The organism is Desulfonatronum zhilinae (assembly GCF_900182865.1).
Classification (GTDB): Bacteria; Desulfobacterota; Desulfovibrionia; order Desulfovibrionales; family Desulfonatronaceae; genus Desulfonatronum; species Desulfonatronum lacustre.
Window position 1 is genome coordinate 47181 of sequence record NZ_FXUJ01000011.1, and the last position, 21350, is coordinate 68530.

The 21350-nt window shown below is 60.0% G+C and carries 19 protein-coding genes; 4 read left to right on the plus strand and 15 right to left on the minus strand.

Annotated elements, in window-relative coordinates; all coding sequences use genetic code 11:
• Positions 1-12: 12 nt before the first annotated feature.
• The 5 genes from metG to AC559A_RS10250 all read right to left on the minus strand — a co-directional run bounded on the left by metG (position 13) and on the right by AC559A_RS10250 (position 8574).
• The gene (gene metG, locus AC559A_RS10230) at positions 13-1986 is read right to left on the minus strand and encodes a methionine--tRNA ligase (RefSeq protein WP_498817845.1); all 1974 of its coding nucleotides are present in this window, start codon (positions 1984-1986) and stop codon (positions 13-15) included.
• Positions 1987-2096: 110 nt separating this feature from the next.
• Positions 2097-3533, minus strand: coding sequence for a PSP1 domain-containing protein (locus tag AC559A_RS10235; RefSeq protein WP_498817846.1), 1437 nt, complete (start codon positions 3531-3533; stop codon positions 2097-2099).
• A 12-nt stretch (positions 3534-3545) separates the two neighbouring features.
• Positions 3546-6185, minus strand: coding sequence for an alanine--tRNA ligase (gene alaS / locus AC559A_RS10240; RefSeq protein ID WP_498817847.1), 2640 nt, complete (start codon positions 6183-6185; stop codon positions 3546-3548).
• Positions 6186-6376: 191 nt separating this feature from the next.
• Positions 6377-7447, minus strand: coding sequence for a recombinase RecA (gene recA, locus AC559A_RS10245; RefSeq protein ID WP_498817848.1), 1071 nt, complete (start codon positions 7445-7447; stop codon positions 6377-6379).
• 140 nt (positions 7448-7587) lie between these two features.
• Entirely contained in the window at positions 7588-8574 is a 987-nt protein-coding gene (locus tag AC559A_RS10250) for a Solitary outer membrane autotransporter beta-barrel domain (RefSeq protein ID WP_498817849.1), read from the minus strand.
• Positions 8575-9101: 527 nt separating this feature from the next.
• Between AC559A_RS10250 and AC559A_RS10255 the strand changes: the two genes are divergently transcribed.
• The 4 genes from AC559A_RS10255 to AC559A_RS10270 all read left to right on the plus strand — a co-directional run bounded on the left by AC559A_RS10255 (position 9102) and on the right by AC559A_RS10270 (position 12828).
• Positions 9102-9788 carry a response regulator gene (locus AC559A_RS10255; protein WP_028571965.1) on the plus strand — a complete coding sequence of 229 codons (687 nt, stop codon included), beginning with the start codon at positions 9102-9104 and terminating at the stop codon, positions 9786-9788.
• A gap of 20 nt (positions 9789-9808) precedes the next feature.
• Positions 9809-10468: a phosphate signaling complex protein PhoU gene (gene phoU / locus AC559A_RS10260; protein ID WP_028571966.1), complete on the plus strand. Its 660-nt coding sequence runs from the start codon at positions 9809-9811 to the stop codon at positions 10466-10468.
• A 38-nt stretch (positions 10469-10506) separates the two neighbouring features.
• Positions 10507-11175, plus strand: coding sequence for a phosphate signaling complex protein PhoU (gene phoU / locus AC559A_RS10265; protein WP_028571967.1), 669 nt, complete (start codon positions 10507-10509; stop codon positions 11173-11175).
• Between the two features lie 63 nt (positions 11176-11238).
• The gene (locus AC559A_RS10270) at positions 11239-12828 is read left to right on the plus strand and encodes a CCA tRNA nucleotidyltransferase (RefSeq protein WP_498817850.1); all 1590 of its coding nucleotides are present in this window, start codon (positions 11239-11241) and stop codon (positions 12826-12828) included.
• A gap of 93 nt (positions 12829-12921) precedes the next feature.
• On the opposite strand, the gene AC559A_RS10275 is transcribed toward AC559A_RS10270, so the two are convergent.
• The 10 genes from AC559A_RS10275 to AC559A_RS10320 all read right to left on the minus strand — a co-directional run bounded on the left by AC559A_RS10275 (position 12922) and on the right by AC559A_RS10320 (position 21298).
• Positions 12922-14484 carry an ABC transporter ATP-binding protein gene (locus AC559A_RS10275; protein ID WP_498817851.1) on the minus strand — a complete coding sequence of 521 codons (1563 nt, stop codon included), beginning with the start codon at positions 14482-14484 and terminating at the stop codon, positions 12922-12924.
• A 231-nt stretch (positions 14485-14715) separates the two neighbouring features.
• Positions 14716-15636: an ABC transporter permease gene (locus AC559A_RS10280; protein ID WP_028571970.1), complete on the minus strand. Its 921-nt coding sequence runs from the start codon at positions 15634-15636 to the stop codon at positions 14716-14718.
• Complete coding sequence (locus AC559A_RS10285) at positions 15626-16726, minus strand: ABC transporter permease (RefSeq protein WP_028571971.1); 1101 nt, start codon at positions 16724-16726, stop codon at positions 15626-15628. Before AC559A_RS10285 ends, AC559A_RS10280 begins: the two co-directional genes overlap by 11 nt.
• 202 nt (positions 16727-16928) lie before the next feature.
• Positions 16929-17981 carry a BMP family ABC transporter substrate-binding protein gene (locus AC559A_RS10290; protein ID WP_498817908.1) on the minus strand — a complete coding sequence of 351 codons (1053 nt, stop codon included), beginning with the start codon at positions 17979-17981 and terminating at the stop codon, positions 16929-16931.
• Between the two features lie 107 nt (positions 17982-18088).
• Positions 18089-18580, minus strand: a complete 492-nt coding sequence (gene gpt / locus AC559A_RS10295; protein ID WP_028571973.1) for a xanthine phosphoribosyltransferase — start codon at positions 18578-18580, stop codon at positions 18089-18091.
• Positions 18581-18810: 230 nt separating this feature from the next.
• Positions 18811-19101 (minus strand): hypothetical protein, encoded by a 291-nt coding sequence (locus tag AC559A_RS10300; RefSeq protein WP_498817852.1) that lies wholly within the window; start codon positions 19099-19101, stop codon positions 18811-18813.
• 77 nt (positions 19102-19178) lie between these two features.
• Positions 19179-19625: a PilZ domain-containing protein gene (locus AC559A_RS10305; RefSeq protein WP_498817853.1), complete on the minus strand. Its 447-nt coding sequence runs from the start codon at positions 19623-19625 to the stop codon at positions 19179-19181.
• Positions 19626-20059: 434 nt separating this feature from the next.
• Positions 20060-20599 (minus strand): Uma2 family endonuclease, encoded by a 540-nt coding sequence (locus tag AC559A_RS10310; RefSeq protein ID WP_498817854.1) that lies wholly within the window; start codon positions 20597-20599, stop codon positions 20060-20062.
• A 28-nt stretch (positions 20600-20627) separates the two neighbouring features.
• Positions 20628-20927 carry a nucleotidyltransferase domain-containing protein gene (locus AC559A_RS10315; protein WP_498817855.1) on the minus strand — a complete coding sequence of 100 codons (300 nt, stop codon included), beginning with the start codon at positions 20925-20927 and terminating at the stop codon, positions 20628-20630.
• Complete coding sequence (locus AC559A_RS10320) at positions 20885-21298, minus strand: HEPN domain-containing protein (protein ID WP_498817856.1); 414 nt, start codon at positions 21296-21298, stop codon at positions 20885-20887. Before AC559A_RS10320 ends, AC559A_RS10315 begins: the two co-directional genes overlap by 43 nt.
• Positions 21299-21350: the final 52 nt, after the last annotated feature.

The window sequence follows — 21350 nt, forward strand, 5'->3', positions numbered from 1 at the left end:
ATCAACGGACTGCTACGAAACCTTGCTGCCCGGCGGCACGGTGTCCGACGGCGCCAGCAGGCGCAGCCCCTCGGGGGCATGGACGGCCAGGACCATGCCCTGAGACAAGGCGCCGCGCAGTTTGCGGGGTTTGAGGTTGGCCACCACCACGACCTGGCGACCGACAAGGTTGTCCGGGGACCAGTGCTGGGCGATACCGGCCACGATGCTCCGCGGCTCGTCTTCCCCGATATCCACGTGCAAGTGGAGCAGCTTGTCCGCCCCCTGCACCGGTTCTGCCGAGACAACCGAGCCCACGCGCAGATCCAGGCGCTGAAAATCGGCGAACTCCAACAACTCCGCGGCGTCGCCTTGTTGAGCTGTTTTCGCGTCTTTTTTTCCGCCGTCGCCCTTTTCAGTTTGCCCTCGTGGAGCAGGCTTGGTCTGCTTGTCTTCATGCTTCTCGGGCTTCGTCATTTCCAGGCGGGGGAAAAGACTGGAAGACGCGGCCACCTCGGTTCCAGGCTCCAAACCGCCCCACCGCAAGACCTCGTCGGCCAGATGCGGCCAGCGTTCCGGGTCGCCATGTTGGCCAAGTTGGCCCAGCATGGTCTCGCTTTGCTCGGGCATCACCGGCCACAGATGCACGGCCACCTTGCGCATGCCTTCCAGCAGGGTGTACATCACCGTGCCCAACAGATCGGTCTGCTCCTGCTTGAACAGGGCCCAGGGCTGGGACGCGTCCACATACTTGTTCAGCGCCCGGACCAGCACCCACAAGGACTCCAGACCCATGGAAAACTGGAAACGGTGAAACTGGGCCTGGAAGTTCTCCAGGCATTCGGAGGCCAGAACGTGCAGATCCTCCTCTTCCGGACGGATCTTTCCGGGCGCGGGTACCCGGCCCTGGAAATACTTGTGGGTCATGCTCAGGACCCGGCTGAACAGGTTGCCCAGGTCGTTGGCCAGGTCCGCGTTGAAGCGCGTGCGCAACGCATCTTCCGAAACATTGGCGTCCTGGCCGAACTGCATCTCCCGGAGCAGGAAATAGCGAAACGGACCGCGTCCGTACTTTTCCGCGAAATCCAACGGTTCCACCACGTTGCCCAGGCTCTTGCTCATCTTGGTGTCCTGGACCAGCCAGTAGCCGTGAACGTTCAAATGACGATACAGCGGCAGGCCAGCGGACAACAGCATGCAGGGCCAGAACACGGCGTGGGGCTTGAGGATGTCCTTGGCCACCAGATGTTGGGCCTGGGGCCAGAAAGTGGCAAACCGCTCCCCGTCCGGCCATTCCAGGGCCGTAATGTAGTTCAGCAGGGCGTCGAACCAGACGTAGGTCACGTATTCCGGGTCAAAGGGCAGCTCGATGCCCCAGGACAGTCGGCTCTTGGGCCGGGAGATGCACAGATCCCCCAGGTCCTCCCGAAGCAGCCCCAAGACTTCGTTGCGGTAGCGTTCCGGCCGGATGAAGTCCGGATTGGCTTCGATATGTTCGCGCAGCGGTCCGAGATACTTGGACATCCGAAAAAAATAGTTCTTTTCCTGAATATACTCCGGCGCGGTGAGGTGATCCGGACAAAGTCCGTCACGCAGTTCCTTCTCCGTATAGAACCGCTCACAGCCAAAGCAGTAATGCCCGCCGTATTCGCCGTGATAGATGTCTCCCCGGTCGTAAATACGCTGCAAAAACAGCTGTACCCGTTCAACATGCCGGGGCTGGGTGGTCCGGATGAAGTCGTCGTAGCCGTAGCCCAGTGCGTCCCACAGTCCCTGAAACTGGGCGCTGACCGTGTCCACGTACTCCCGCGGGGACACACCCCGTGCCTCCGCGGCCCGGACGATTTTGTCGCCGTGCTCGTCCGTGCCGGTCAAAAAAAACGTCCTGCGCCCCATCAATTTCTGGAAACGGATCATGGAGTCGGCCACGGCCGTGGTATAGGCGTGTCCCAGATGCGGCTTGGCGTTGACGTAGTAAATGGGCGTGGACAGGAAGAACGATTGCAAGGGGGTACCTCCGAGGGCGGATGTCAGGAGTCAGGAGTCAAAATTCAGTATTCAGGAGTCAGAAGCGTCTTTGAAGGGCGCGAGGATTTCTTGCGGTTGACCCGGCGGCCTCAGCTTTGTTCCTTGGGAGGGCCGGACTGTTTCTTGGGCTTGCGACGCGACGACCGCGAACGACGTTTGGACTTGCCCGGCGTGGCGGGGTCGGTCTTGCCGGATGGAGAACCACTCGAAGAATCACGAGCCGCGCCGGAACCGGTAGCCGGAGGGTTGCCCTGTTCGGCCTTCGAATCAGTGGGAGATGCCTTCTCGGGGCGAGGCTTTCCTTTGCGCCCGGAGCGTTTGTTCTTTTTTCGAGACGGGGACGGGGACGGACGATCCGCTTCCGAACTCGCCCGGGGAGCTTCGACTTGGCGACCGGGGGCGTCCGCCGTTACGGACTCAGAAGCCGGTACGGGCCGGGAAACCACTCGCGGCGGCTCAACGTCGGCCCCCTCCGGCCTTCCGGACCGAGGTCCGGGCTCGCGGCGCTCCGGTTCCCCTCTCTCCCTGGGCGGGGAAACCAGACGTTTCCATTCTTCCAGATCCACTTCCTTTTCTCCACCGGGCTCCATGAAAACGGACACGGTGCGGCGGAAATAATTGGCCCGGATCACCTTGGCCGTTCCAAGAGAAGTGGGGAAACGCTTGCCCACTTTCGGACATTGATTCAAAAATTCATCGTAATTGGGCTGTTCATAGCTCAGGCAGCACAACAAGCGGTTGCAGACCCCGGAAATCTTGGCCGGGTTCAGAAACAGATTCTGTTCCTTGGCCATTTTGATGGTCGAGGGGGCGAACTGACGCAAGAAGCGTTGGCAACAGACCAACTGCCCGCAATTGCCCAGGCCGCCGAGCATCTGGGTTTCATGGCGGGCCCCGATCTGGCGCAGCTCAATCCGGGTACGGTAGGAGCGGACCAGATCCTTGACCAGCTCCCGAAAGTCGATCCGGTTGGGCGCGGTGAAGTAGAAGACCATCTTGCTGCCGTCGAACAGCACTTCCACGTCCACCAACTTCATATCCAGAGCGCGCTCCGTGATGCACTCCCGGCAGTAGGCAAAGGCGTTCCGAGCCAATTCCCGGTTTTCCCGATCCCGGATCAAATCCTCTTCCGTGGCCGGACGAAAAATGGACGGCATGCCGTTGTTCTCGGCGGAACCCGCACCCCGATCGCACTCGGCGTCCTTATCTGAAGCACCGCCCAAAACACTGTCGGCGGCACTGTCAGAAACCCTTTCCGAGGCACTTTCCACGTCAGCTTCAGACTCGCCGCCCACTTCATCATTTTGGTCGCTCAAATCCTCGCGGGCCTCGACATCCTCCGGTTCGACCCATCGCGTTCCGCCTTCGCACCCGGCCAGAGGCGTGATCCGTTCAACCTTGCCCATATGCAGCTCGCCCTGCACCTGGACCAGGACATGGTCGCCCTGGGAGACCACGTAGGGCTCGGAGCGGAACTGAAGCAGGCGGTTTCCGGAGGTGACGCGGACGGAAAGAATGTTACTCATAGGATGTCCAGATCAACCGGCGACCAAGTGTCGGACTCGTTCTAGAACCAGGGGGATGCCGCTGGGATCACTGCCGCCGGCCTGGGCCATGTCCGGTCGACCGCCTCCGCTGCCGCCCACCAGGGGCGCCAGTTCCTTGACCAGGCTGGAGGCCGTGAATCGGGAGTGCAGATCCTTGCTCACCGCCACGATGAGCATGGCCTTGCCGTCGGCCTGGGCCGCCAGGACAATGACCCCGGAAGCGATCTTGGAGCGCAAGTCGTCCATTGTCTCCCGCATGGCCTTAACGTCCTTGACCTCCACGGCCGCGGCCAAAAGCGCGACCCCGGACACGTCGTCGACCTGGGCCGCCAGGTCCGCGCCCTGACCGGAGCGCAGTTGCCCTTCCAGGGCTTCTTTTTGTTTGACCAACTCCCGGTGTTGGGCCAGCAGGTTCTGGATCTTTCCGGAGATGTCCGACGGAGCGGCCTTGAGCAGGCCCGCGGCTTCCCGAAGCAGCGCGGATTGGCCGCGCCAGTGCTCCAGGGCCTTGGTCCCGGCCAGGGCTTCAATCCGGCGCACACCGGCGGCGATCCCGGATTCGGAGAGGATCACGAAGCTGCCGGCCTGACCCGTGGAGCGCAGATGGGTTCCGCCGCAGAGTTCCGTGGAGACTCCGGGCACGCTGACCAGCCGGACCTCCTTGCCGTATTTTTCACCAAAAAAGGCCAACGCCCCGCGTTGCTGGGCTTCCTCCGGCGTGGTCACAACCACGTCCAGAGGGATGTCGCCGAGGATGGCCTGGTTCACCTCGTCCTCCACGGCCCGCAATTCCTCGGGGGTCAGGGCCATGGTATGGGTGAAGTCGAACCGCAGCACTTCCGGGGAAACGTAGGAACCGGCCTGGCGGACATGCTCGCCCAGGACCTTGCGCAGAGCGGCCTGGAGCAAGTGGGTGCAGGTGTGGTGCCGGGCGGTGTCCAGGCGGGTCGTTTCAGCGACCAGCAAATCCACCTCCTGATCCAGGAAGAGTTCGCCTTCGCGCACGGCGATGCGCTGCACGGCCAGATCCTGACCGACCTTGACCACGTCCGTAACCTCGGCCATGCCGCTGGTGGAGCGGACCCGGCCCTGGTCTCCCACCTGACCGCCGGAAGCCGCGTAAAAGGGTGTCGCCGCGGCCACCAGCCAACCGTCCTGCCCGGCCGTCAGCTTTTCCACGCTCTCGCCGCCGACGTCGGTCAGGGCCGTGACCCGGCTGCGGGCCGTCACGTCGTCGTAGCCCACGAACCGGGTTGCCAGTCCGGCTTCCAGCAAATGGCCGAACAGCACGGAGGGATCGGCATCCCCGCTGCCCTTCCAGGCCTTTTTGGCCCGTTGCTTCTGTTCGGCCATGCACTCCCGGAAGCCCGCCTCATCCACCTCGTAGCCCTGCTTCCCGGCCACGTCGTGGACAATGTCCAGGGGAAAACCGAACGTGTCGTAGAGCTTGAAGATGGTCTCGCCCAAAACCCGGCGCTCGCCCCGGGCCGTCAGGGCATCCAGCTCTTCGGCCAGCAGCTTCAGGCCCTTGTCCAGGGTTTGTCCGAACCGTTCTTCTTCCTGCTTCACCACCCGACCCATGAAGGTCCGGTTCTCCGGAAGTTCGGGAAAGGTCTCGCCCATCATGACGCAGACGTGGTCGCAGACCTTATGCAGAAACGGTCCCTCCAGACCCAACAGCCGCCCGAAGCGAAAGGCCCGACGGATCAGGCGGCGCAGGACGTAGCCGCGCCCCTCGTTGGAAGGCACGATCCCGTCGGCAACCAGAAAGGCCACGGACCGGCCATGGTCCGCGATCACGCGCATGGCCGTGTCCCCGTCGTCCGTCGCGCCGTAGGCCTGCCCGGACAGCTCGGAAATCTGGGCGATCAGCGGGGTGAACAGGTCGGAATCGAAATTGGAGAACACGCCCTGGCAGACCGCGCTGATCCGCTCCAGGCCCATGCCGGTGTCGATACTCGGCTTGGGCAGGGGGTGCATGGTCCCGGAGGCATCGCGCTCAAACTGCATGAAGACCAGGTTCCAGATCTCCAAATACCGGTCGCAGTCGCACCGCCCGATGCCGCAGTCCGGTCCGCAGGACATGGACTCGCCCTGGTCGATGAGGATTTCGGAACACGGCCCGCAGGGGCCGGTGTCGCCCATGGACCAGAAATTGTCCTTTTCATCCAACCGGAAAATCCGCTCCCCGGGGACCTTGGCCACCCGTTTCCAGATCTCCTCGGCCTCGTCATCCTCCCGAAACACCGTGACGTACAGCCGCTCCTTGGGCAGCCCCAGGTCCTCGGTCAAAAACCGCCAGGCAAAATCCACGGCTTCGGCCTTGAAGTAGTCGCCGAAGGAAAAATTGCCGAGCATTTCGAAAAACGTATGGTGCCGGGCCGTGCGCCCGACGTTTTCCAGATCGTTGTGCTTGCCGCCCACGCGCAGGCATTTCTGGGAACTGACCGCCCGATTGGAATCGCGCTTCTCCTGACCCAGAAAGGCCTTCTTGAACTGGACCATGCCCGCGTTGGTGAACAGCAGCGAAGGGTCTTCCCGAGGCACCAAGGAGGAACTGGCCACGACCTCGTGACCGTTGCGGGCGAAAAAGTCCAAAAAACGTTGACGGATGGATTCAGCGGTGATCACGTTTGGGTGCTCCTGAGATGGTGATGCCGTGATATGAGATTCTTAGCTTGAAAAAGTCCTTATTCGGCAGTCCGTTCAAAAATCCCAAGTGCAAGGAACAAGAAAAGTTCAAGGTCGAAGCGTAGTTATTGATACGTGAGAGTTTGAACTTTTTGCAGTGACGCAGCAATTGGGAATTTTTCAACGGACTGTTAAGCGGCTTCCGGGGCGTCCTGCTCTGCCGGAATATCCGGCGTGTCGGTCCCCTCGGTCATGCCCAGATGACGCAAAAGCTGGTCTTCAATGGATTGGCGCAAATCCTGATTTTCCTGCAGGAAGGCCCGGACGTTCTCGTAGCCCTGCCCCAGACGCTCCGAGCCGAAGGAGAACCAGGACCCGCTCTTGTCCACGATCTTGTGCTCCACGCCCAACTCCAGGATCTCCCCTTCCCGGGAAATGCCCGTGCCGTACATGATGTCGAACACGGCCTCCCGAAACGGCGGAGCCACCTTGTTCTTGACCACCTTGACCCGGGCCTTGATGCCCACGGACTCGTCCTTGTCCTTGATGGTCTGGATGCGGCGGATGTCCAGGCGGATCGAGGCGTAAAACTTCAAGGCGTTGCCGCCGGGAGTGGTTTCCGGGCTGCCGTAGCCCACCACCCCGATCTTCATCCGGATCTGGTTGATGAACAGAACCGAGGTCTTGGACTTGTGGATGGTCGCGGTGAGCTTGCGCAGGGCATGGGACATCAGCCGGGCCTGGGAGCCGACCTGGGTCTCGCCCATGTTGCCTTCCAGCTCGGACTGAGGAATCAACGCCGCCACGGAGTCGATGACGATCAAATCCACTCCGCCGGAGCGGACCAGCATGTCCGCGATGTCCAGGGCCTGTTCGCCGTAGTCCGGCTGGGATATCAGCAGTTCGTCGGTCTTGACCCCCAACCGCCGGGCATAGGTTACGTCCAGGGCGTGCTCCGCGTCGATGAACGCGCACACCCCGCCCAGCTTCTGGGCCTCGGCGATCATGTGCAGAGCCAGGGTGGTCTTGCCCGAGGATTCGGGTCCGTAAATTTCAGTCACCCGGCCACGGGGAATCCCGCCGATGCCCAGAGCCAAATCCAGGCCGATGGAGCCGGAGGGAATGGCCTCAATGGCCTGATGGGCGTCGTCGGACAGACGCATTACCGAGCCCTGGCCGTATTTGCGTTCTATCGTCGTCAGCGCGGTCTGCAACGCCTCCCGGCGGGCGTCCTGCGGCTCAACAGCGGGTTTGCGGGCCATGATCATCTCCTTGACGTGCCGTAAGATTGAACAAACTAAAAGTCGATAAGAATAGCAAAAGTCCACCCCATGAGCAACCAAGCGCGCCGCGGCGCATTCGCCCCCCCACCCAGCTTCTCAGGACCAGCAAGCTCGGTGGGTCAAATAAAATTAAGGCCGAACTTCCAACCGCGCAGGCCCTCTCCGTTGATATACGATCCGCTCAGGGATATGCGGGAAAACAGATTGCCGAAACCGCCCACGTCGAGGATAAACCCCAGGCCGAATTCGTAAAAATGGTTCATCTCCATCCCTTCCCTGAAGTCCGCGAATAAATCCGTCCGAGCCAGAAACGGTTTGACCGCCAAATCCTTGTCCCAAAGGGTCAGGCCGGTGGGAAGCTCATAATCGAGAGTGGTTCCCAGAAAGCCGCTGTGGACGGTAAAGTCGGCAAACCTGCTCTTTGACCGCCAGGGCTTGGAGTACGAGTAGGCGTACTGCAGATCAAACCCCAAAATCCCCGGCCCCAGAGGGTATTCGATTTCGTGGCGAAGACCGGGGCTGACGGAGTACAGATCAACGGTCGTGTTGAAAAGGTCGCGGTCCAGAGAGGGATAATGCGTTACCAGTTCCCGCATGAAGCGGGTATTGTAGTCGTACTTGTATTCGATGTGACTGTACGCGAAACCGATGGTGGGTTCGATGAAGAAACCCGGCATGTATTCCCATTTCACGCCCGGAGTCAGACTGATGCTGTGGGTTCGGCTGCGATCACGATCCCTGATGTCCCGGTCTTCAGGATATAAGGACGACGATGGATAGGAGGTGGACGTTCGCGCGTAGCCGTAGGAGAATTTCAGGAAAGGTCGAGTCCGGCTTTCCGGCGGCGAAAAGTAGTATCGCAGCGGCGCCTTGACCACATCCATCTTGAAGTCGTCTCCGGCTTCGTCGACAAAGACGAACCCGCCCTGGGTGACGCCGGTTTGCGAAGTGAAAGAGACGAATATCGAGCTGGTGATCTTAAAGTAATCCTGACTAAAGCCGCGGATATACGCTTCCAGATCCGGAGGAAGCTCTTCAGCCATGCCAACCCTGGGGACCATCAGGAGCAACACCACCAGGGCGGTGAGGGAAAAAAGGTGTTTCATGAAGCCTCCCCTCCAGTTATGTTCATCGTTAGTAACTACTCAGTACATTTAGAGTCCGCTCTTGCTCCGGCAATCGGTATCGGGGTCGGTATCGGAGTCGGAATCGAAACAGGAAGAATTTAGAACACATCCCAGCGTTTTCGATCCCGATCCCGATTCCGATTCCGACCCCGGCAACAGAATTACTCTGTGCTGAGTAGTTACCATCGTTATACCATATGAGCCCGAGCGGGCCCTTTTTCAGATTCGGAGCAGCGGATTTCAAGTAAAAACCAAGACGACTTGCTGATGCAACACTACCTCCCGGCGGAGCATTTCGCAACAATTTCTCATGCTTTCGCCCTTCGTGACCAAATCACGAATAGGTGGGGCGCGAGTTGACTCCTTTCTCCGAACCCGTCAAAAATAAAAAAAGGTCCGGCATGGCTGCATGCTTCACCCAATTGTAACAAAACCTCAACACTCTCGTCACCGAGGTCCGCTAGAATCCCTCAATTCACTGTCGCCCGAAGTCAAGGACCATGCACATGAGCCAGGAAAAAATCCTCATTGTCGAAGATGAAGCGGATATCCTCAACCTGTTGGAATACCACCTTCGGTCCGCGGGATATGACATTTTCTCGACGGCCAGCGGCACGGAGGCTCTGCAAATGGCCCGCCACCACCAGCCGGACCTGGTCTTGCTCGACCTGATGCTGCCCGGCCTGGACGGCTTCGAGGTCTGCAGGGAACTGAAGCGGGACCGCTCCACCAGCGGGGTGGCCGTGATCATGCTCACGGCCAAGGGCGAGGAAGTGGACAAAGTCGTGGGGTTGGAACTGGGGGCCGACGATTACGTCACCAAGCCGTTCAGCCCGAGGGAGCTCGTCCTGCGGGTCAAGGCCGTGCTACGGCGAGGAAGGCACGACGCCGCGCCGAACGGGGGGCTTTGGGAGCGCGAAGGGTTGCGCATCGAGGAAGACGGGCACCGCGTTTACGTGGACGGCACGGACACGGATCTCACCGCCACGGAGTTCAAACTGCTCGCGGAGCTGATCCACAACGAAGGCAAGGTGCTCAACCGCGATCAGCTCCTGAACAATGTCTGGGGCTACCAGTTCAGCGGCTATTCCAGAACCGTGGACACCCACATCCGCCGACTGCGGCAAAAACTCGGTCCCTACGCCGAGTGGGTGGAAACCATTCGCGGGGTTGGCTACCGTTTTCAGCGATAAACCGTATTTCGGAGACATTCATGACCAGTTTTTTCCTCAAACGTCTTGATGAACTCAAGACCTCGGCCACGAACATGGCGGCCCTTTGCGAAAAGGCCCTGGAAAAGGCCCAGCGCGGATATTTCGAACGCGACACCGGCTTGGCCAAGGAAATCATGGCCGGGGACGAGCAGATCAACCTGCTGGAATTGGAAGTGGATCAGAGCGCCCTGAGGCTGCTGGCCCTGGACCACCCCATGGCCAAAGACCTGCGATACATCGTCGGGACCTTGAACATCGGGCTCGACCTGGAACGGGTTGGAGACGAATCCTACAACATCGCCAGACGCTCGCTCTTTTTGAGCAGTCGCCCTCCCCTGCCCTATTTTCCAGCCATGGAAAACCTCGGCCGTACGGCCATGGAGATGCTTTCCGGAGCCATTTCCGCCTATCTGAACGACAATCCCGATCTGGCCGTGGAAATCTGCCGGATGGACGAAAAGGCCTCCACCGACAGCGTCAAAGCCATCAAGGCCCTGATCGACTACATGGTCCACGAAGCCCCTACCATCGAACGCTGCGTCCACTCCATCTTCATCGCCCGTTCCTTGAAACGCATCGCCGACCTGTCCACGAACATCGCCGAATCCGTCATCTTCATCACCCAAGGCGTCAACATCAAGGCCAGCTGCCAGCGCTGAACCGCGACGAGCCCCAGCTATCCCCGGAGACCACAGTTATGCAAACCCGACTCCCTTTCCATCAAGAACTGCAACGAATGCATGATCACATTCTGGTCATGGCCGCCGCGACCCAGGAAAGCCTGGAAAAGGCCATCCGGGCGCTCACCGATCGTGACATTGTTATTGCCGAGGAAGTGATCGACGAGGACAAGATAATCAATCAACTGGAGTGCCAGATCAACGAGATGGCGCTCCAAATGCTCGCTCTTTCCCAGCCCGTGGCCAGGGACCTGCGCTTCATCATCGGCGGCAACTGGATCGCCAGGAACATCGAACGGGTTGGGGATGAGGCCGTGAACATCGCGGAACGAGCCATTCTCCTGACCAACCGGCCGCCCCTGCCCAGCGCGGATATGCTGGGGCGCATCGCCGAGGTCAGTCTGGACATGTACAAGAACGCCATCAAGGCCTTTCACGGCCATGATGAAAAAATGGCCCGCTATGTCTGCGTTTCGGATGAAGAAGTGGACGAACTGGACGTGCTGATCCTGCGTAAACTCATCGACCACATGATCAGCGACACCCCTTCCGCGGAAAGCTCAGTGCACGCCATGCTGGCCTCCCACTGCTTCGAACGCGTGGCCGATCTGGCCGTGAACATCTCGGAGAACGCCATTTTCATCGATAAGGGCGAGAACATCAAACACAGTTGTCAGAAGCTCTAAACAGCGGAAAGTCGAGTTTCAGCTTTACCGCCCATTCCGGGACGTGGTAGCGGTAACGCGGCCATGTCCCACACAGCTTTCTCCCCCGCTCCCCACCCGTCGCTCCACCGCCTCCTGAGCGGCCTGCAACACGCCTCGCTGCCCTTGGACGGAGTATTTCTCGTGGGCGGCGGAGTTCGCGACCTGCTCCTGGGCCGCCCCCTGAAGGACATGGACCTGGCCTGCCGCGACGCTGAAAACGTCGCTCTCGGGCTGGCAAGGTCTCTGGAGGCCAGCTTTGTTCCTCTGGGTCGGGGCCACTATCCTCCGAGTTTTCGAGTGGTTCCGCGCGATGCCGACCAGCACGGAACCGAGTCCGGCTCGGTCTTTCTGGATGTCACGGAAATTCACGGTCGGGACATCCTTGAAGACTTGGCTCGTCGGGACTTTACAGTCAACGCCATGGCTCTGCCTCTCGGCCTGCTTCCGGATGCCCTGGCTTCCCCGATAGGCGACGCCCTCAAAAGCAACCACGGAATCCCCCTCGAAAGTCCTGCCTGGCAACGGCAACTGCTTGATCCGCACTCGGGCCGTCTGGATGCTCTCCAAGGCCTGATCCGCCGCACGGGGCCGCGCAGCCTGGTCGAAGATCCGCTGCGCATCCTGCGCGGATTCCGGCTGCGCGCGCAACGGGGCTGGATCATCGAACCGGCCACCCTGGACGACATGGCGCGACACGCCCACGGCCTAACCAAAATTTCCTGGGAACGGATTCGATCCGAACTGCGGCTGATTCTGGAATGTCCGGAAGGCGGTCGGCTGTTAGCGGAAATGGACCGGGCCGCAGTGTTGGACGTTCTGTTCCCGGAACTGAGGGAGATGCGCGGCTGCGGCCAGAACCATTTCCACCATCTGGACGTGTTCGAGCACTCCCTGGCTGCTGTGGATCAATGTGAAGTCCTGATCGCGGAACTCAACGCCGTATTCGGCGAGCTTGAGGAGCCGATCCTCACCGCGTTGAAGGGCTGGCGGCTGCCCTGGCTGAAACTGGCCGTCTTGCTGCACGACATCGGTAAGCCCGGAACCAAAGGCCGCCGGACCACGAAAGAGAACACGGAGCGGATTACCTTTTACGGCCATGACGCCTTGGGCGCGGCCATGGCCGAATCCATTGCCGCCCGGCTGCGGCTGTCATCCGCGGAGAGCAAATATGTCGTCGGCTTGATCCACAACCACCTGCACGTAGGCGTGCTGCTGCGCCCGGAAGCCAAGCTCAAGGCCCGGCTGCGCTGGATGCGCCGCCTCGGACCGGATATGATCCCCGCTGTCCTGCTCTGCCTCGCCGACATCCGCGCCACCCTCGGCCCCGCCAGTTCCCTCTCGGACCATCAAACCCAGGAAACCCGAGGCGTCGCCCTGATCCGAGAATACTTGGAGCAGACCAGGACCACCTTCAGCGCCCCCCCCCTGATCAACGGCCACGACCTCCAGGCCCTGGGCCTGCCGCCCGGCCCGGCCCTGGGCCGAACCCTCAAGCAGCTGCAAGAAGCCCAGGACGCGGGAGAGTTCACGACCAAGGAAGAGGCCGTGATGCTGGCAAAGCGTCTTCTTGAGATCGAAGCCTCGATGCGCGAAACAACCCACGACTCCAGCAAGACCCGAACAGGTTGTTGAAAATCCCCGCTGGCTGCGTTGCTGCAATTGGGAGTTTTTCAACGGACTGCTATGCCTCTCTTCGTCCGCGCACGATCCGCATCAACACGCAAACTACGTCGAACCGGCCATCAACAAGCCGATGCGCTTCATCCGTTCCTGGTCGTCCACCGGGAAGTCGTCCATGATTTTGCCCCTGAAGATCACGGCGATCCGGTCGGCCAGGGTTACGGCTTCGCGCAGGTCTCCGGTGACCAGGAGGATTCCGGCGTGTTCGCGGGCCTGGAGCAGTTGTTGCCAGACCTCTTCGGTGGAGGAGATGTCCAGGCCCTGGGTGGGCTGTTCGGCCACGATCAGCCGGGAAGCGCGGAAAAATTCCCGGGCCAAGACCAACTTTTGAAGGTTGCCGCCGGACAGCCGGCCGGCGAGCATGTCCGGACGTCCCGGTTGGACGTTGAATTCCGCGACCTTTTCGGCCACGGTTTCCCGGGCCAACTTGCGGCGCAGCCAGGGGCCCCGGCAAAAGCCCTGGCGGGTGGTCAGCAAAAAGTTGTCCGTGATGGTCATTTCCCGGCACACGGCCACTCCCAGACGATCCTCGGGAATGTAGCTCAAGGACTCCTTCCACGAAGGATTGGCGAAAAAGGACTTCCAGTCCGCGCCCAGAATCTCCACCCGCCCGGCTCCCGGCGGCCGCAGTCCGGCCACGGTTTCCACCAGTTCCTTCTGGCCGTTGCCGGCCACCCCCACCAGGGCCATGATCTCGCCTTGGCGGACCACCAGGCTGACGTCGTCCAGGCGCGGGCCGGTGAGATGTTCGACCCGCAGAACGGGTTCTCCGGGCGTGCAGCATACTTTGTCGATGTCCAGGGACACCGTGCGCCCGATCATCCGATTGGCCAACTCTTCCTTGGACTGGATTTCCTTCGCGTCCCAGTGCCCCATCAGTTCGCCGCGGCGCAGCACGGCCACCTCGTCGGCCACGGCGATGACCTCCTCCAGCTTGTGGCTGATGAAGATGATCGACTTGCCCTGCTTGGCCATGTTCCCCAGGGCTTCGAACAAGTGGGCGATTTCCACCGGGGTCAACACCGCGGTGGGTTCGTCGAAGATCAGGACCTGGCTTTGCCGGTAGAGCAGCTTGAGAATCTCCACCAGCTGCCGCTCGCCCATGGACAGTTCCCAGATCCCGGCCCCCGGATCAATGGGCAGGTTGAAACGCCGGGTCAGCTCGCCCACTTCGCGCTCCATGGCCTTGGGAGAGATCCAGAACCGCCTCTCCTGGCCCAGGAGCACGTTCTCGGCCACGGTCATCCGGTTCACCAGCATGAAGTTCTGATAGACCATGCCGATCCCCGCTGCGATGGAATCCTTGGACGAATCAAAGCGCATCTCTTCGCCGCGCAGAAATATCCGGCCGGCGTCCGGCTTGAGCCGTCCGGCCAGCATGCTCATCAAAGTGCTCTTCCCGGCCCCGTTTTCGCCCAGCAGGGCCAGAATCCGACCGGGCCGGATCTCGAAGCTGATGTCGTGATTGGCCCGCACCGGGCCGAAGGACTTGGAAAGCCCTTCCAGGCGGATCAAGGGGACGTCGGATAAAGGACCAGCCGCCGAATCGGAAGGCGGATCGAGCGCCACGTCGGACAGTGCGCCAAGAGATGAGTCAACCTGGTTCATGCGCTAATCCTGGGATGAAGAAGTCCTTATCCTGCAGTTCGTTCAAAAACCCCAAGTGCAAGGAGCAAAAAAAAAATCGTATTTGCTCAGCACGTTTTGCGACCGCTCTTGTTCCGGCAATCGGGGGTCGGTATCGTTACGGTATCGAAACAGGAAGAGTTGAGAACGCATCCCAGCGTTTTCGATCCCGATCCCGATTCCGATTCCTATTGGGAGTTTTTCAACGGACTGCTACTCTTCGGGTTCCATGTTCACGCCCAAGGCCGCGGGCGCCTCGCCGCCGCGACCGGTCATGGTCGAGGCGATGAGCACCAGGATGGTCAGGGCGTAGGGGAGCATCATCAGAATCGAGGAGGGGATGTCCGTGCCCATGGCCTGCAAGCGGAGCTGAAAGGCCATCACCCCGCCGAAGAGATAGGCCCCGAACACGGCCCGGCCCGGGCGCCAGAAGGAAAAGATGACCAGGGCCACGGCGATCCAGCCCCGGCCCGCGGTCAGCCCGTTGGTCCAGAGATGGATATAGGCCAGGGAGAGGTACGCTCCGCCAAGGCCCACCAGAAAGCCGCCCAGGGTCACCCCCAGCCAGCGCAGGCCGACCACGTTCAGCCCGGCCGTGGCCGCGGCCACGGGGTTCTCCCCCACGGAACGCAGGTGCAGGCCCAGCCGGGTATGCCGGAAAAAGGCCCAGATCAGCACCGGCAGGCCGAAGGACAGGTAAACCAGCACGTCATGGGAAAACAGGATCGGCCCCAGCACCGGAATGTCCGCCAGCACGGGCAGGGAAACCTTGGAAAAGCCGATTCCCTGGGTTCCCACCAGCGGCGTGCCCAGGTAGTTGGCCAGACCGACGCCGAAAATGGTCAGAGCCAGCCCGGAAACCACCTGGTTGCCCTGAAAGCCCAGGCAGACCAGGGCATGCACCGCGGCCAGCATCGAGGCGCAGAGTCCGCCCATCAGGAATCCCAGCCACGGGCTGCCCGTGGTCAGGCTGATCCAGAACGCGGACAACGCCCCGACCATCATCATCCCTTCCACGCCCAGATTGAGCACCCCGGACCTCTCCGTGATCATCTCGCCCAGGGTGGCGTAAAGAATCGGGGTCCCGGACTGCACGGCAGCGGCCAGCAGCGGAATGAGCAGTTCAATGGGCATGACTCCTCCCTCCCTTGCCGACGGCCTCGCCGGGCAGGTTCAGCCGCAACCGGTAGTGGTGAAAAAACTGCCCGGCCAGCACGGTAAGCAGCACCAAGCCTTCCAGAATGTGACCAAAGGCCGCCGGAACCCTCAGCTCCAACTGCAAGACTTCCACGCCCACCCGCAGCCCGGCCAGCAGGAACGCGGCCAGGGCCATGGGCCAGATCTTCAGACGGGCCACCCAGGCCACCACGATGGCCGTGTACCCATATCCCACCAGGATGCTGGGCTGAAGGCGGTGGGCCACGGCCGAGGTCTCCACGAACCCGGCCCAGCCGGCCATCATCCCGCAGATGCCCATGACCAGGAAGACAAGAAACCCGTACGGCATGAAGGCGTAGCGGGCCGCGGCCAGGCTCTCGCCGCTGGCCCGGATCTCATAGCCCAGCCGGGTCTTGTTCAGGAACAGCCAAGCCAGACCGCTGAGCACCACGCAGAGCACCAGGCCCCAGTGCAGCCGTGTCCCGCCGAGCATCCCGAGCTGGGCCGCGGCCGGGTATTCCATGGTCATGGGAAAGTTTCGGCCCGCCGGATCTTTCCAGGGCCCGTAGACCAGGTAGTTCAGAAAAAGAATCCCGATGTAGTTGAGCATCAGGGTGGAGATGATCTCGTTGACCCCCAGCCGGACCTTGGTCAGGGCCGGAATCAGGGCCCACAAGGCTCCGGCCGTTCCGGCGCAAAGCATCATCAACGGCAGCAGCACCGGGGCGGGCAGATGGGGAAAGGTCAGCACGGCCCAGGCCGCCCCGATGGCCCCCAGGGCGAACTGGCCCTCGGCCCCGATGTTCCATATCTGCATCCGGAAGGTGAAAGAAACCCCCAGCGCGCACAGGTAGATGGGAATGGCCTTGCGCAGGGAGTCTTCCAGGGACCAGACGCTGCCGAAACCGCCCTCCCAGAGCAGGGCCAGGGCACGCAGGGGAGCCACGCCCTGGACGGCCAGGGCCGCGCAGGCCAGGGCCAGGGACAACGCCAGGGCCGCGCAAAAAACAAGGACCGAACCCCATCCCAGGGGTTCGGTCCTTTTAACGACGCGAATCAGACGCATGCCGGCAACCAGTGCGTGTGGCGATACATGAGAGTCAGCCTTGTCGCTTTATCAGGAGTGAAAAAAACCTTCTCCAAACAGTCCGTTCAAAAACCCCAAGTGCAAGGAGCAAAAAAAGTTCAAGGTCGAAGCGTATTTCTTCATACGTGAGAGTTTGAACTTTTTGCGGCGACGCGGCAATTGGGAGTTTTTCAACGGACTGTTACTGGGTGGAACCCACGACTCCGCGCACGAACCAATCCATGGACAGCATTTCCTCGTCCGTGGCCTGAACGCCTTCGGCGATCCGGATCTCGCCCTGCTGATCCAGTACCGGACCGACAAAGACGTCCGTGGCGCCGGAGCGGATTTCTTCCTTCTTGGCCAGGACCTTGTCCTGAACGTCCTGGGGTACCATGGGACCGAAGGGAGCCAAGCCCACCAGGCCGCGATCCAGCCCCCACCAGACGGACTCGCTGGTCCAGGTTCCGTCCTGGACCTGCTGGACCACGTGCTTGTAGACCTCGGCCCAGTTCCAGATCGGGGCGGTCAGATGGGCCTTGGGCGCGAAGACGCTCATATCCGTGTTATAGCCCACGGAGTAAACACCCCGTTCTTCTGCCGCAACCTGAGGACCGGGAGAATCCTGGTGCATGGCGATCACGTCCGCGCCCACGTCCAGCAGGCTGTTGGCCGCTTCCTTCTCCAGAGCCGGATCATACCAGGTGGAACTCCAGACCACGCGAACCTGGACGTCCGGATTCACGGCCTGGGCGCCCAGGGTGAAGGCGTTGATCCCGCGGATGACCTCGGGAATGGGGAACGCGGCAACGTATCCCAGAATGTTGGACTTGGTCATGGACCCGGCCACCATGCCGGCGAGATAGCGCGGCTGATACATCCGCCCGAAGTAGGTGCCCACGTTCTCGGCCTGCTTGTATCCGGAACAGTGCATGAACACCACGTCCGGATGCTGGGCCGCGACCTTGAGCACGGAATCCATGAACCCGAAGCTGGTGGCGAAGATCAGGTTATGCCCCCGTCGGGCCATTTGCGTCAGCACCCGCTCGGAATCCGGACCTTCGGACACGGACTCCACAAAGGTGGTCTCCACCCCGTCCAGGGCCTCAATGGCCATCCGACCGTCGTCATGAGCCTTGGACCAGCCCGCGTCACCCACCGGCGAAACATAGATGAACCCGGCCTTGATCTCCTTGGCCGCCACGGCACCAGGCCCCACCAGCAGGGCCAGGACCACCAAAGCCGCCGTCACCATCCCAAACACGCCTCGCTTCATACTCGCATCCTCCAGACTTTCGGTTAAGGTTTTATGAGGGTTGTCGCGATTTTTCATTGCCGCCAAAGTGCCCGCGACATTTTGGATCATTTCCCCCGCTGATCCGCCAATGGCTCCACGAACCGGGCTTCGGAGTCCCAGGGAAAAAGAATCCAGGTATCCTGGCTGACCTCGGTGATGAAGGTGTCCACCATGGGCCGCCCGGCCGGCTTGGCGTAGACCGTGGCGAAATGGGCCTCGGGCAGCATCTCCCGAACGATCTTGGCCGTGCGCCCGGTGTCCACCAGATCGTCGATGATCAGGGTCTTGGCCGCAACGTCCGGAGCCAGCGGCTGGAAGCGCTTCAGCACGGAGCACTGGCCCTGGTCCTGCCATGCGTAGCTGGACACGCAGACCGTATCGATGACCCGGATCTCCAGTTCCCTGGCAATGACCGCCGCGGGCACCAGTCCACCCCGGGTGATGGCCACGATGCCCTGCCACGGACCCAGGTCCAGCAGTCGCCAGGCCAGGAGTTTGGAATCTCGATGCAATTGGTCCCAGGAAATGGGATGGAGTTTGTTGTATCGGTCTTTCATGATGAAGGGGGTTGAAGGTTTTCGGTGTCCAAATGGAAGGATTCCGGTATCTACTCAGCACATTTTGAGTCCGCTTTTGCTCCGGCTATCGGGGTCGGTATCGGCATCGGAATCGAAACAGGAAGAGTTGAGAACGCATCCCTTCGTTTTCGATCCCGATACCGACCCCGACCCCGACCCCGGCAGCGACATTACGCTGTGTTGAGTAGTTACAAAAAATACGCCGGGGATCATCCCTTCGGCCCGTCCTTCGGATTATCCAGCCGTCTGATTTCGCAATCATATTCCCGTCGAGCCTGGAATTCCCGGTGTACGCCGGGACCGCCTTTTCCCGCGCCCATTTTATAGCGCATCCATTTCCACCGAATCCACATGACCAGACCGGCGGTGATCACGAAGGCGATGAACACCAGGAAAAAAACCGCGCCGAGAAACACGCCCAGCACGGCCAAGGGGAGCAACAGTATCCAGCCCCACCAGGGAAAACGGGGCGACAGAAAGACAATGCGGCGATGATGCATGGGTGGGGGAGGATTTGATACGTGAGAGTTTGAACGTTTTGGGGCGACGCAGAAATTGAAAGTTTTTCAACGGACTGCTAAAACTTGCTCCACTCGGGACCGACTGGGACTTCAAGATGCTCTTGCAAGCGGTCGATTTCCGGCTGCTCCAGTACCAGGGGTTCAGTGAATTCGACGCCCCAACACGAACCTTCCCGGCGAACGATCCGCCCAACGACGCCTTGAAGCGCAAACCGCAAGCACTCCGGAACGGCCAGAAATTCGACCCGTTCGCCAACGGCTGCCCAATCATGTCGCCCTTCATTCTGGGAAAGATCCACCAGTACACCGACCCGGCTGATATCGTAAACAATGGCCATGAACCGTCGCCCATCGGTCATGCGCAGAACGCTGAAATCCGGCTCTACGTCAACCCGGGGCGCATTGCGTTGTTCATCGTCCATAGCCTGGCTATCCGGCTTGTAATTGTCTGGAAATCCAAGAAATAGCCACTGAACGAGGGTAAAACCAGGGATGCCGCGCAAGCTCCGAAAACTCCCGCCTGGCCGCCGCACCACTCAAAAGCCCGCCACCAGCCTGACGGCCCCTCGTACCCGGATCAGGTCCGAAAGGCAATGCCGACGCCGCTCGTTTGATACAACCTCCGAGCCCCCACGTCTTCGTCGCTCACTCCCCTTCCCCAAGCAATTTCGTAACTACTCAGCACAGAGGAATTCTGTTGCCGGGGTCGGAATCGGGATCGGGATCGAAAACGCTGGGATGCGTTCTCAACTCTTCCTGTAACTGCTCAAAAACTTCGGGCAGCTGAGCTTCAAATCGTTCCCACGCTCCGCGTGGGAACGCACTTCCGGACGCTCCGCGTCCACTGAGGCCGCTGGAGCGGCCGCCGGAATGCTCCCACACAGAGCGTGGGAGCAAGAGGTATGCTTGCTCGCATGCGGAGTATGCCACTTCCACACTACCGCCAGATAAACCCGAAATCAAAGTCAATGGCGCACTTGCTCAGCTCGAACAGCAGCGTCTCCTTCGAAAAATCCCCAACCTTGCGATACCCCCCGTCCACCAATCTGAACACCTTGGCCTTGCGCCTGTCCGGATAGACCAGCACGTAATGGGTCACCCCCTCGCGCTGATACAGCTCATGCTTGAGCAGCTCGTCCCGTCGGGCGCTGGATGTGGAAACTACTTCGAAAACCAGCTCCGGCGCCCTGGTCACCCGCTCCCCTTCCGGCTCATAGCAGATCACCATGCAGTCCGGCCGGACCACGGTGTCCTCGGAAAACTCCACATCCGTCTCGAAAACGGCATGACAGCCCGGGCATTCATCCAGGGCTTCGGCAAGCTGGCGATAGATGTTTCCGGTTGTCCGTTGATGGGTGAACGTGGGCGAAGGCGTCATGGCATACGGCGAACCGTGGATCAGCTCCCAGTCGCCCTGCCACTGGCGATGGTCGGAGGCATTGTAACGTTCGATATACTGCGCGGGATTGGCGGTCATATGGTTCCTCTCTGGGCGTGGAAAACAACTAAAGCCGCAAGCCTGTTGCTGCGACAGTATCGACAAACCCTGTTGGATCGTTACTCGTTACAAAAAGATGGGGTTCAATCCGAACATCCAAAAGCCTTCGGATACGATAAAGTATTTTCATGGTCTCCAAATAATCGTCGTCAATATGATGCACGATGATTCCGATATCCAAATCACTATGCTCATGTTGACGTCCTTCAGCATAAGACCCGAAAAGGTAGGCATTATCAAATTTTAAGTATGGCCTGACCAATTTCAAGTACTCTTTTGCCAATGCGACAGCCTGTTCTTTATCCATTCAAACAACCTCTCTGTTTTTTCAATTATTGTTCTCGCATAGTTTACATCAATTTTCTTTTGAATAAAATCTTTATATTCCGGATAACGTGCCTGAACATTCAGCGGCTCTAACTCGTCAAGAAAATCAGTATGTATTTCATGCATTTGCTGCAACAGGCCTGTTTTGCTAGCTAAATATGAAAGATTGTGTGTACGCGGTGGCATTTCACAGTGAATCAATTGATAGTGTGCTTTCAAAATTTTTTCAATGGCTTGGTGACACATGAAACCAACATAAAGATATCTTCCTGAATCAAGCATTGCGCGTGCTGTTTGAAGGTCATATTCAGAAATATTTATCCAGTATTCTACTTTATTATAGTGATTCATAATGTTTACAATATATTTAGATTAATTAATAAATTTAAAAATAAAATGAAAA

Coding starts and splice junctions, on each gene's coding strand:
- AC559A_RS10315 (WP_498817855.1), bottom strand. CDS start 20,927: ATGGATAAAGAACAGGCTGTCGCATTGGCAAAAGAGTACTTGAAATTG.
- AC559A_RS10285 (WP_028571971.1), bottom strand. CDS start 16,726: ATGCGTCTGATTCGCGTCGTTAAAAGGACCGAACCCCTGGGATGGGGT.
- recA (WP_498817848.1), bottom strand. CDS start 7,447: ATGGCCCGCAAACCCGCTGTTGAGCCGCAGGACGCCCGCCGGGAGGCG.
- AC559A_RS10270 (WP_498817850.1), top strand. CDS start 11,239: ATGTCCCACACAGCTTTCTCCCCCGCTCCCCACCCGTCGCTCCACCGC.
- AC559A_RS10255 (WP_028571965.1), top strand. CDS start 9,102: ATGAGCCAGGAAAAAATCCTCATTGTCGAAGATGAAGCGGATATCCTC.
- phoU (WP_028571966.1), top strand. CDS start 9,809: ATGACCAGTTTTTTCCTCAAACGTCTTGATGAACTCAAGACCTCGGCC.
- AC559A_RS10235 (WP_498817846.1), bottom strand. CDS start 3,533: ATGAGTAACATTCTTTCCGTCCGCGTCACCTCCGGAAACCGCCTGCTT.
- AC559A_RS10290 (WP_498817908.1), bottom strand. CDS start 17,981: ATGGTGACGGCGGCTTTGGTGGTCCTGGCCCTGCTGGTGGGGCCTGGT.
- AC559A_RS10310 (WP_498817854.1), bottom strand. CDS start 20,599: ATGACCGCCAATCCCGCGCAGTATATCGAACGTTACAATGCCTCCGAC.
- AC559A_RS10275 (WP_498817851.1), bottom strand. CDS start 14,484: ATGAACCAGGTTGACTCATCTCTTGGCGCACTGTCCGACGTGGCGCTC.
- AC559A_RS10320 (WP_498817856.1), bottom strand. CDS start 21,298: ATGAATCACTATAATAAAGTAGAATACTGGATAAATATTTCTGAATAT.
- AC559A_RS10300 (WP_498817852.1), bottom strand. CDS start 19,101: ATGCATCATCGCCGCATTGTCTTTCTGTCGCCCCGTTTTCCCTGGTGG.
- AC559A_RS10250 (WP_498817849.1), bottom strand. CDS start 8,574: ATGAAACACCTTTTTTCCCTCACCGCCCTGGTGGTGTTGCTCCTGATG.
- phoU (WP_028571967.1), top strand. CDS start 10,507: ATGCAAACCCGACTCCCTTTCCATCAAGAACTGCAACGAATGCATGAT.
- gpt (WP_028571973.1), bottom strand. CDS start 18,580: ATGAAAGACCGATACAACAAACTCCATCCCATTTCCTGGGACCAATTG.
- AC559A_RS10280 (WP_028571970.1), bottom strand. CDS start 15,636: ATGCCCATTGAACTGCTCATTCCGCTGCTGGCCGCTGCCGTGCAGTCC.